General features: G+C 69.1%; 6 protein-coding genes and 1 riboswitch. All 6 genes read left to right on the top strand.

Annotated features, from left to right (window positions below):
* Positions 1-207 precede the first annotated feature (207 nt).
* Positions 208-340, top strand: a riboswitch (TPP riboswitch).
* On the top strand, positions 332-1,705 hold the full coding sequence (locus NQ038_RS14175; protein ID WP_257062865.1) for an FAD-dependent oxidoreductase: 1,374 nt from the start codon (positions 332-334) through the stop codon (positions 1,703-1,705). (Overlaps the previous riboswitch by 9 nt.)
* A 55-nt stretch (positions 1,706-1,760) precedes the next feature.
* Positions 1,761-2,048, top strand: coding sequence for a sulfur carrier protein ThiS (gene thiS / locus NQ038_RS14170; RefSeq protein WP_257062863.1), 288 nt, complete (start codon positions 1,761-1,763; stop codon positions 2,046-2,048).
* Positions 2,049-2,060: 12 nt separating this feature from the next.
* Positions 2,061-2,870: a thiazole synthase gene (locus NQ038_RS14165; protein WP_257049705.1), complete on the top strand. Its 810-nt coding sequence runs from the start codon at positions 2,061-2,063 to the stop codon at positions 2,868-2,870.
* Positions 2,870-4,063: a ThiF family adenylyltransferase gene (locus tag NQ038_RS14160; protein WP_257062861.1), complete on the top strand. Its 1,194-nt coding sequence runs from the start codon at positions 2,870-2,872 to the stop codon at positions 4,061-4,063. Before NQ038_RS14165 ends, NQ038_RS14160 begins: the two co-directional genes overlap by 1 nt.
* Before the next feature lie 252 nt (positions 4,064-4,315).
* On the top strand, positions 4,316-5,665 hold the full coding sequence (locus NQ038_RS14155; RefSeq protein WP_257049709.1) for an MFS transporter: 1,350 nt from the start codon (positions 4,316-4,318) through the stop codon (positions 5,663-5,665).
* A 279-nt stretch (positions 5,666-5,944) separates the two neighbouring features.
* The gene (locus NQ038_RS14150) at positions 5,945-6,802 is read left to right on the top strand and encodes a zinc-binding dehydrogenase (RefSeq protein WP_257057069.1); all 858 of its coding nucleotides are present in this window, start codon (positions 5,945-5,947) and stop codon (positions 6,800-6,802) included.
* Positions 6,803-6,890: the final 88 nt, after the last annotated feature.

Genomic DNA, 6,890 nt, shown 5'->3' with positions numbered 1-6,890 from the left:
TTGTGTGGGCTTGTAGTCACGGGTCATGAGTCCACGTGACCATGGGTATGGTCATGATGTGGTGAGACATGGTGGTCATGATGTTGTGAGACATCTGTGGTCACGATGTCCCGAGACTTCACAGCAGCGCTGCCGTGCGTTCGACTGCATGAACCGGCCACTCGATGAGGCCCTCCGCCATCGAATGACCCCGGCGTAGAATGGAAGGCGGAAATCCGCGGGAGTCCCGCGAGTGCTGCGCACACAGCACATGCAGCACGCAGCAGGACTGAGAGGGCGAAAGCCGACCGCTATACCTGATACGGATCATGCCGTCGTAGGAAGGACGTTCATGCGCATCATCGTCGCAGGCGCCGGGGTCGTGGGCCTCAGCATCGCCTGGGAGCTTCTCAATCGCGGACACCAGGTCACCGTCTGCGACGCCACCCCCGGCAACGGCGCCTCGCACGCCGCGGCCGGAATGTTGGCACCGGCGGCCGAAATGGTCTGGGGCGAGGACGAACTCGCCCCCATCATGGCCCGCGCCGCCCGCCTCTACCCCGATTTCGAGGCCTCGGTCCGCCTGGCCTCGGGCATCGACGCACACCGCAAGACCGAGGGCACCCTGGTGATCGGCGCGGAACGCTCCGACGCCCAGCGGATCTGGGAACTCATCGAGGCCCAGCGCGCCGCCGGCAACCCCACCGAACGACTGACCGGCTCCCAGGCGCGCCGCCTGGAGCCCGCCCTGGGCCCGCGGATCGTGGGCGGGGTGAGCCATCCGGGCGACCACCAGATCGACCCGCGCACCTATGCGGTCGCGCTGCAGGCGGCACTGCTGGCCAAGGGCGCGACCTTCGTGCGCGCGAATGTGGCCCGCGTAGTCGAGGCCCCCGCCGGGGGTTCGGCCACCGCGATCCTCGACGACGGGGACGCAGCACCGTCCGGTGCACTATCTGCCGGCGCGACAGCGCACCCCGAAACGGCCCCGTCCTCCCCCGCGACCGGTTACATCCACCCGGCGGCCGAACACCGGATCGGCGCCGAGGGCACCCGCCTCGAGGCCGATGAGATCATCCTGGCCACCGCCGTGTGGCAGGTCCCCGGAGTCGAAGAGCTCAACGTCCGCCCGCAGCGCGGCGATGTGATCCGCGTGCGCATTCCCGCCGGCCACCCGCCGCTGGTCTCACGAGTGGTCCGCGGCCAGGTCGCAGGCCGGCCGATCTACCTGGTGCCACGCTTCGACAACTCGCTGGTGATCGGCGCGACCACCCGCGAGGACGACCTCGAGGCACCCAGCACCGAGGGCGTCTGGCAGCTGCTCGACGACGCCCGCCGCATCGTGCCGGGCATCGTGGACACGACGATCGACGACGTGGTCGCGCGTTCGCGCCCCGGCACGCACGACGGCCTGCCGATCATCGGCCGGCTGGCGCCGGGCATCATCGCCTCGACCGGCTTCTCGCGCCACGGCATCCTGCTCAGCCCGTGGGGCGCGGCCGTCACCGCCGACGTCGCCGAGGCCGCGCTGCCCGATGGCGCGGGCACCCGGGCGCCACTGACCCCGGAGGAGCTGGCCGCGAGCGCGACGAGTTCGCTGTCGACGACGACCGGAGCCGAGGCTGCCGCGGCCCTGGCGGCCGACCCGCTGGCCACAGCACCGCTGCAGGCCTCGTCGGCGGCGCCGCAGGCCGAGCCCCTGCAGGCGGCACCGACCCGGGCCTGAGCACCCCGCACACAATCAGAACCCTGACCTCACCGCACTATCGGAAAGGCCACTCATGAACACCGAAACATCTGACACGACGACAACCGGCACGGCGACCGACACCATCACCGTGAGCGTCGACGGGACGCCGCGCACCCTGGTGCAGGGCACCTCGGTCCGGGCACTCGTCGCCGAACTGCTGGGACAGGAGATCACAGCGGAGGGAACCGCCGCCTCGGGCAAGCGCCTGGGCGTGGCTGTGGCCGTCGACGGCCGGGTCGTGCCGCGGGGCAAATGGGACGGGCACGTGCTGGCCGCAGGCAGCGCGATCGAGGTCGTCACCGCCGCACAGGGCGGCTGAGGAGGAGACACCATGACATCAGCAGACACTTTCACCGATCCGCGCCCGCTCGTCATCGACGGGGTGCAGCTGGACTCGCGGCTCATCATGGGCACCGGCGGGGCGACGAGCCTGGCCAGCCTGGAGGATGCGCTGGTGGCCAGCGGCACGCAGCTGACCACCGTGGCGATGCGCCGGTATTCGGCCACGGGCACGGGCATCTTCGACCTGCTGGGCAAGCTGGACATCCGGCCCCTGCCCAATACCGCCGGCTGTTTCACCGCGCGCGATGCGGTGCTCACCGCGCAGCTGGCGCGCGAGGCGCTGGACACGAACTGGATCAAGCTCGAGGTCATCGCCGACGAGGAGACCCTGCTGCCGGATGCGATCGAACTGTTCGCGGCGGCCGAGGAGCTGGTGGCCGATGGCTTCACCGTGCTGGCCTATACGAACGACGACCCGGTGCTGGCCCGCCGCCTGGAGGACGCGGGGGTGGCCGCGGTGATGCCCGCCGGCGCGCCGATCGGCACGGGCCTGGGCATCCTCAACCCGCACAATATCGAGACGATCGTGGCGCGCGCGAACGTGCCCGTGGTCCTCGACGCCGGGGTCGGCACGGCCAGCGATGCCGCGCTGGCCATGGAGTTGGGCTGTGACGCGGTGCTGCTGGCCTCGGCGGTGACCCGCGCCCACGACCCGGCGCTGATGGGCCTGGCGATGGCGCGCGCCGTCGAGGGCGGGCGGGCCGCGCGGCTGGCCGGCCGGATCCCGCAGCGCTCCCTGGCCCTGGCCTCATCGCCGACAGAGGGCATGGTCGCCACCGGGCTCGAGGCCGCGATCTGATGGACGCGGATATGCGCGGCGGAGCAGGTGCCCTGCCGCCGCTGGTAGCGCAGGGGCCCGAGCTGAGCCCCGCCGATATCTCGCGTTTCGCCCGGCATCTGCCGCTGCCCCAGGTGGGCGTGACCGGGCAGCGCCGGCTGCGCAATGCGCGGGTGTTGGTGATCGGCGCGGGCGGCCTGGGCTCTCCAGTACTGCAGTACCTGGCGGCGGCCGGCGTCGGCACACTGACCGTGATCGACGCGGACACGGTGGAGGATTCGAACCTACAGCGCCAGGTCATCCACTCGACGCCCGCGATCGGCACACCCAAGGTCGATTCCGCCGCCGCCCGCCTGGCCGAGACCGCGCCTGGCACCCGGGTCAATGCGCTGCGCGAGCGGATCACCGCCGCCAATGCCGTGGACCTGTTCAACGGCCACGATCTGGTGGTCGACGGGGCGGACAATTTCGCCACCCGCTATGTCTGCAATGACGCCGCCGAACTCACCGGCACTCCCCTGGTGTGGGGCACGCTGTTCCAGTTCTCGGGCCAGGTCTCGACCTTCTGGCCGGGCCGCGGCCCCATGCTGCGCGACCTGTTCCCCGATGTGCCCGAGGCCGACTCCGTCCCCAGTTGCGCTCTGGGCGGGGTGTTCGGCGCACTGTGCGGCTGGGTCGGATCGCTCATGGCGACCGAGGCGATCAAGCTGATCTGCGGCATCGGCGATCCGCTGCTGGGCCGACTGGCCCGTGTGGACGCGCTGGGCTCGCGGATGAGCGAACTGCGCTTCGAGGCCGATCCCGACCGGCCGCCGGTCACCGCGATCGAGACCTTCGCCGATGTCTGTGCCCCCGACCCGGTGACCGAGGTCGATCCGGCTCAGCTGGGTTCGGCACAGCTGAACCAGGCCGGTCCCGTGACGCTGGTCGACGTGCGCGAGGACTGGGAACGCGAGGTCATCGCCCACCCGAGCGCGCACGCCGTCCCGCTGGGCGAGATCGAGGCGCGCGGCTGGGAGGCCCTGGACGGGGTCCTCGCGCAGAGCACAGGCCCCGGCACCCTCGTGTTCATGTGCAAGACGGGCGTGCGCTCGGCGACCGCGGCGCGGCTCCTGGCCGCCGAGGCCACTCCAGTCGCCCACCCGGCCGTCGCCTCGCTGCGCGGCGGGATCCTGGCCTGGGCGGAACACGTGCACAACCCGATCCAATACTGAGCCCGGCGAGGAACGGTATATCTCACCATTCAAGACATCTTGTATGGTGACTTATACCACTCTTTCGCTGCTTCTTTCCGTGATGCACGTGTGTTTTCCCTGAGGTTTCGTCGATATACACCGTCATTCGTGGGTATCGCGTCACATTCCGGTGTGCCGCCGGACGTAGCATTGACGTGTTCAACACACCACAAGGCCGTGCGCAAGCCCGGCTAGGGCCGCGCATGGGACCTGGAATAGGAGCCCCTCCGCATGAGCGCATCCACCACGGCTGCTCCCCACAGCAGCCCGGGCGATCACAAACCGCAGTCGAAGTTCAAAACCCTGATGGGCACCAGCGTGGGCAATGCGCTGGAATGGTACGACTGGAACGTCTACGCCAGCTTCGCCGTCTACTTCTCCACACAGGTCTTCGACAACAGCAATCCCCAGTCGGCCTTCCTCAACACCATGGCCGTCTTCGCCGTGGGCTTCGTGGCCCGCCCCTTCGGCGGCTTCGTCTTCGGCTGGCTGGGCGACCGCGTGGGCCGCAAGCACTCGCTGACCCTGGCCGTGATCGCCGCCTCCCTGGGCTCCCTGCTCATCGCCATCTGCCCGACCTACGACAAGTGGGGCTGGGGCGCCTCGGCGCTGCTGGTCTTCGCCCGCCTGCTGCAGGGCCTGGCCCACGGCGGCGAGCTGCCCAGCGCGCAGACCTACCTGGCGGAGCACTCCCCGCAGGACAAGCGCGGCCTGTTCGCCTCCTCGATCTACGTCACCGGCACCATCGGCCTGCTGGTCGGGCTGGCACTCGGCCTGATCCTGCAGAGCACGCTCGACGAGGCGCAGATGGACGCCTGGGGCTGGCGCATTCCCTTCGCCGTGGGCGCGGTGATGGGCCTGGGCGCCCTGTGGATCCGCTCCTCGATGGAGGAGTCCGAGGTCTTCGAAGAGCACCGCGCGGCCGTCAAGGATGCCGGTGAGAAGGAGAAGAACATCTTCGCCGAGGTCGGCCGCAACTGGCGCGTGGGCCTCAAGGTCATCGGCATGACCTGCGGTCTGACCGTCGCCTACTACATCTGGTCGGTGTCCATGGCATCAGTGGCGAAGTCGTCCTTCGGCTACACCGCCGACGATTCCTTCACCGCCTCGCTGATCGGCAATGTCGTCTTCATCGTGGTGCTGCCCGCCTGGGGCTTCCTGTCGGACAAGATCGGGCGCAAGCCCTCGATGCTCATCGCCCTGATCGGCACGGCCATCCTCTACATCCCGATGATGAAGCTGGTCATGAACGGCGGTCACATGTGGGAACTGGCCCTGGCGATCTCGCTGCAGCTGGTCCTGCTCGCGGGCTTCCTGTCCCACGCCCCGGCCACCTATTCGGAGATGTTCCCGACCTCGCAGCGCACCGCGGGCTTCGGCATCTACTACGCGATCGTGATCGCCGTGTTCGGCGGTACCGCCCCGTATGTGCTCACCGCCATGGGCTCGGATAAATTCGCCTGGTACTCGATCATCCTGTTGGTGGTCTCCGCCATCACCGTCCTGTTCCTGCCCGAGACCAAGGGCAAGGACCTTTCGACGCACAACACCCTGGAAGACGAGGCGGCGGACCGGGCATAGTCGGCTGATCCCGCCGGGATCCGTCCCGGCGGGATCAGCTCCGTCCCTCGATAACACGCGACAGCAGGCGCTTTGGTACGAACCCCCGCGTGGGTTTCGGACCAAAGCGCCTGCTGTTCTTGTGGGCACCGGCACCGGCCGCCGGGAGCCCCGGGGGCAGAAAGGTCTTGGGCGCCCCCGGAGGCCCTGAGACCCTGTGGCCCAAGACCTTGACAGGCGTCCAGAATCTCCGGGTGCTGTGAAGGTGCACGAACGGATCCACCATCAAGGGAGATAGTCATGAAGGCCGCCGGCCTATGCCACTCCGACGTCGGCATCCTCGAGGACCCCAAATGGATGGAGCTCATGAAGGTCCCTGCCATCCCCGGCCACGAGATCGCAGGCGTGGTCGACGCCGTCGGCGATCCGGACACCGGCTACTCGGTGGGCGACCGCGTCGCCGTGTGGCCGCTGGGCAATAAGGGCGACACCTACGGCTACGCCCGGCCCGGCGGCTGGGGAGAATACGTCGTGGCGGACAAAGAGGATGTCATCGCGATCCCCGACGAGGTGCCCTTCGACATGGCCGCCGCCGCAACCGACGCCGGCATGACCTCCTACGGCGCCATGATGGAGACCGGCGGCCTGCAGCCGGGCGAGAAGGTCGGCGTGATCGGCTTCGGCGGCCTGGGCCAGATCGGCGCCCGCGTCGCCCACCTGTCCGGTGGCGAACTCTACGTGGCCGAGGTCAACGAGGCCGTGTGGGACGCCGCCTACGCCGCCGGCGCCAAGAAGGTCGTCAAGGACATCACGGAGCTCAAGGATGTGGGCCTGACGCTCATCGTCGACTATGCGGGCTTCGGCACCACCACCGCCGGCGCGATCGAGACCCTGGCGCCGAACGGGCGCCTGGTGCAGGTCGGCATGGGCCGCCTCGAGGCCACGCTCAACATGTACCCGCTCATCACCAAGCGCCTGAAGCTGCTGGGCAACAATGGCGGTTCGCGCGATGCGATCGCCAATGTCATGAAGTTCATGGCCTCCGGCGACCTCAAGCCGGCCGTGGAGCACACGGACTTCGCCGGCATCCCCGAAGGGATCCAGCGGCTGCACGACGGCGGGGTGCGCGGGCGCCTCGTCGCCATGTACGAGGACTGAGCAGGCCTGCGGAACCGAACGAACGGGTTCCGAGGGCACACCGAGACCATCCCCACCGAATGAGCGGGCGCCCGCGTTTCCCACTCGA

The organism is Brevibacterium sp. 50QC2O2, assembly GCF_024580675.1.
Taxonomy (GTDB): Bacteria; Actinomycetota; Actinomycetes; order Actinomycetales; family Brevibacteriaceae; genus Brevibacterium; species Brevibacterium moorei.
Note: the sequence above shows the minus strand (reverse complement) of the source record. Positions and strands in the feature narration are given on the sequence as shown.

Coding starts and splice junctions, on each gene's coding strand:
- NQ038_RS14160 (WP_257062861.1), top strand. CDS start 2,870: ATGGACGCGGATATGCGCGGCGGAGCAGGTGCCCTGCCGCCGCTGGTA.
- NQ038_RS14175 (WP_257062865.1), top strand. CDS start 332: ATGCGCATCATCGTCGCAGGCGCCGGGGTCGTGGGCCTCAGCATCGCC.
- NQ038_RS14150 (WP_257057069.1), top strand. CDS start 5,945: ATGAAGGCCGCCGGCCTATGCCACTCCGACGTCGGCATCCTCGAGGAC.
- thiS (WP_257062863.1), top strand. CDS start 1,761: ATGAACACCGAAACATCTGACACGACGACAACCGGCACGGCGACCGAC.
- NQ038_RS14165 (WP_257049705.1), top strand. CDS start 2,061: ATGACATCAGCAGACACTTTCACCGATCCGCGCCCGCTCGTCATCGAC.
- NQ038_RS14155 (WP_257049709.1), top strand. CDS start 4,316: ATGAGCGCATCCACCACGGCTGCTCCCCACAGCAGCCCGGGCGATCAC.